A 4,006-nucleotide genomic window follows, 5' to 3' on the forward strand; every position below is an offset into this window, starting at 1 on the left:
GATACAAGGTTATTTATTTGTTCTAATCTCAAAGTTCCCTCTATTTTATAAGTCCCTTTTTAATATATTTTTGTGAATCAGTGTGCTGTTGGGATTTGTTACGTTTTTTTTATTTCTTCTTATCTGGTATGGAAACAAGCGATTCTTGGCGATTACAAAATACAACGTGCCAGTAATTACAAAATGATAGTTTGCTGAAGTGGCGGTAGCTGAAAAATACTGTCTGATTTTCAACCGGAATTCCTTTGAATTTTGTATTTTTGCCGATTGTTTAGATAATTCAAAAAAACTTTAAAAGCAAAATAAAATGGCAGTAGAATTAAAAAACCTGACCAAACGTAGTGAGAACTACTCTCAGTGGTACAACGAGTTGGTGGTAAAAGCCGATTTGGCAGAGCAATCGGCAGTGCGAGGCTGTATGGTAATCAAACCTTACGGGTACGCTATTTGGGAGAAGATGCAGCGTCAGTTGGATGATATGTTCAAGGAAACGGGACACGTTAACGCTTATTTTCCCTTGCTTATTCCGAAATCCTTTCTGAGTCGCGAGGCGGAACATGTGGAAGGCTTTGCCAAAGAGTGTGCCGTGGTGACACATCACCGCTTGAAGAACGACCCGAATGGCAACGGGGTGATTGTGGATCCGGAAGCCAGACTGGAGGAAGAATTGATTATCCGTCCTACTTCCGAAACCATCATTTGGAATACCTATAAGAATTGGATTAACTCTTACCGTGATCTGCCTATCCTGTGCAACCAGTGGGCGAATGTGATGCGTTGGGAGATGCGTACACGCTTGTTCCTTCGTACAGCCGAATTCTTGTGGCAAGAAGGACATACGGCGCATGCTACCTGTGAGGAGGCTGAGGAAGAGGCGATAAGAATGCTGAATATCTATGCTGAGTTTGCCGAGAAATACATGGCAGTGCCTGTGGTAAAAGGCGTGAAATCTGCCAACGAACGTTTCGCCGGTGCGCTTGATACCTATACCATCGAAGCGATGATGCAGGATGGAAAGGCATTGCAGAGCGGCACTTCCCACTTCTTGGGACAGAACTTCGCCAAGGCGTTCGATGTGCAGTTTGTCAATAAGGATAACAAGTTGGAATATGTGTGGGCTACTTCCTGGGGTGTTTCCACTCGTCTGATGGGTGCGCTGATTATGACTCATTCCGATGACAACGGTCTGGTGCTTCCGCCCCATTTGGCTCCTATTCAGGTGGTCATTGTTCCTATTTATAAGAATGCGGAAATGCTTGCCAAGATTGACGAGAAGATTGCGGGCATCGTTGCCAAGCTGAAGTCAATGGGTATCTCCGTGAAGTATGACAACGCCGACAACAAGCGTCCGGGCTTTAAGTTTGCCGACTATGAGGTGAAGGGTGTTCCTGTACGTTTGGTGATGGGAGGACGTGATTTGGAGAACAATACGATGGAAGTGATGCGTCGCGATACACTGGAGAAGGAGACACGCTCTTGCGAAGGCATCGAGGAGTATGTAAAGGATTTGCTCGAAGAGATTCAGGCAAACATCTACAAGAAGGCGCTTGATTATCGCAACAGCCGTATTGTCAGTGTGGATAGCTACGATGAATTTAAGGAGAAAATCGAAGAAGGCGGTTTCATTCTGGCGCATTGGGACGGTACTGTCGAAACAGAAGAGAAAATCAAGGAAGAGACCAAAGCGACCATCCGTTGCGTTCCGATGGATTCCTTCATCCCGGGTGACAAAGAGCCGGGCAAGTGTATGGTTACCGGTAAACCTTCCGCTTGTCGGGTGATTTTTGCACGCTCTTATTAATGAAGAGTTAAGGTATAGGAAACCATTGGCTGCCGATACAGGCCGAAAATAGAAAATCCTCCTGTCGCATCAGAACGGCAGGAGGATTTTTTGTCTTTAAAGCAGGCTTCTTCTTTATTTTTTCAGCCATTTATTCAGCCATTCGAAGAAGGTGCGTTGCCACAACACGCCGTTCTGAGGCTTCAATACCCAATGGTTTTCGTCCGGGTAGATTAGCAGTTCGGCGGGGACGCCACGCATGATGGCGGCATCGAAAGCGGCCATTGCGTGGTTGGCAAGGATGCGGAAGTCTTTCTCTCCGTGGATGCAGAGGATGGGAGTGTCCCATTTATCCACAAATTTGTGCGGAGAGTTGGCAAAAGTACGTTGTGCCGTGGCGTTGTCCTTTTCCCAGTAAGCGCCGCCCATGTCCCAGTTGGCAAACCATTTTTCTTCGGTTTCCAGGTATTGCATTTCCATATTGAAGATACCGTCGTGGGCGATGAATGCCTTGAAGCGTTTGTCGTGGTGTCCGGCAAGCCAATAGACGGAGAAACCTCCGAAGCTGGCTCCCACGCAGCCCAGACGATCGTTGTCAACGAAAGGTTCTTTCGCTATTTCATCGATGGCGGTGAAGTAGTCTCTCATGCACTGGCCGCCGTAGTCGCCGCTGATGGCTTCGTTCCACTCTACGCCGAAGCCCGGAAGACCACGACGGTTGGGGGCCACGATGATGTAATCGTTGGCAGCCATAATCTGAAAGTTCCAACGGTAGCTCCAGAACTGGCTGACCGGACTTTGCGGACCGCCTTCGCAGAAGAGCAGGGTGGGGTACTTCTTGTTCGGGTCGAATTGCGGAGGATAGATGACCCATGTCAGCATCTGCTTGCCGTCGGTGGTCTTCATCCAGCGTCCTTCCACTTTGCCCATTTCCAGTTGGTCGTAGATTTGCTTGTTCTCGAAGGTGAGTTGCTTGACGGGGTAGATTTCTTCCACCGGTTTGTCGCTGCTGCAAGTGTTGTAGGCATTGGTGCCGAATGCGCAGACGGGGAAGGGCTTGCTGTCCAGTTGTCCGATGGAGAAGATTTCGTCTCCCATGGACATGGAGTGACGTTTGGCAATCAGGTTGTTTCCGCACAGGGCAATCGAAGCGTAGTCGTACATGCCGTTGGTCAGCTGGTAAATCTGCCGATTGTCTTCCAGAGCGATGTTGTAGATGTGGGTTCTTCCGTGCCATACGCCTAAGAAGAAGATGCTTTGCGAATCCTTGTTCCACAAGAAAGCATCCACGTTGGAGTCGAATGCCTGGCTGATGAAGCGTTTTTCGCCGGTGGCGCGGTCCATTACGCAGAGGCGGTTCTGGTCGGCCTCGTAGCCATCGCGTTCCATACTTTGCCAAGCGATGTATTTGCCGTCAGGCGAGTATTGCGGGTTGGTGTCGTAGCCCGCCATTTCGTCTTTGCCGTCCGATGCCTTTGCATGCTGTTTGCAGAGGTTGACGAAGCCGCCTTTCTCCACATCGTATTCATAAATGTCCGAGTCGGTGGAGATGGCGTAGGCAAGTCCGGTCTTCATGCGGCAGGTGAAGGCTATTTTGTCCGATGCCGGACTCCATGCCAGTTGCTCGATGCCGCCGAAGGGCTTCATCGGGCTTTCGTAGGGAAGTCCTTCCAGAATATCTTTCACATGGCTGATGGCGTTGCCGTCAAAGTCGGCGACAAAAGGATGAGGGGCGGTGGTGGTCCATTCGTCCCAGTGCTTATACATCAGGTCGGTGATTATGACGCCGGTTGCCTTGGGCAGGTCGGGATGCTTGTCGGCTGTGCTCTGCACAGTTTTGACCTGTGCGATGAAAAGCAGTTTCTTTCCGTCGGGTGAGAAAGAGAATCCTTCGATGTCCCCATCATATTGGGTCAATTGCTTGCGGCCTGTTCCGTCGGGATTCATTTCCCACACCTGGCTGCTGCCGCTCTCGTTGCAGAGGAAAGCGATTTTTTTGCCCTCCTTGAACCATACCGGCTGGCTTTCCTGCCAAGCGTCGCGGGTGATTTGCCGGTTTTCGCTGCCGTCCGCATTCATCACAAACAATTCATTGTTGCTTTTATTTTGCGGCACGCTGTAGTAGGCTACCGAGTAGGCAATCTGCTTCTCGTAGGGCGATACGGCGACGCTGCAGATGCGTCCCATGGCCCAAAGCGCTTCGGGAGTCATGCGCTTGCCTTCAAT

2 protein-coding genes are annotated in these 4,006 nt (G+C 49.9%); one reads left to right on the top strand and one right to left on the bottom strand.

Going from position 1 to position 4,006, the window contains the following annotated elements:
- The first annotated feature begins 307 nt into the window (after positions 1-307).
- Positions 308-1,801, top strand: coding sequence for a proline--tRNA ligase (proS, locus tag K2G43_RS11430; RefSeq protein WP_300155302.1), 1,494 nt, complete (start codon positions 308-310; stop codon positions 1,799-1,801).
- A 114-nt stretch (positions 1,802-1,915) separates the two neighbouring features.
- On the opposite strand, the gene K2G43_RS11435 is transcribed toward proS, so the two are convergent.
- Positions 1,916-4,006 (bottom strand): S9 family peptidase (locus K2G43_RS11435; RefSeq protein WP_300155305.1); only part of this gene is annotated, 2,091 nt, incomplete at its 5' end.

The sequence above is a fragment of the Bacteroides sp. genome (assembly GCF_029057325.1).
Classification (GTDB): domain Bacteria; phylum Bacteroidota; class Bacteroidia; order Bacteroidales; family Bacteroidaceae; genus Bacteroides.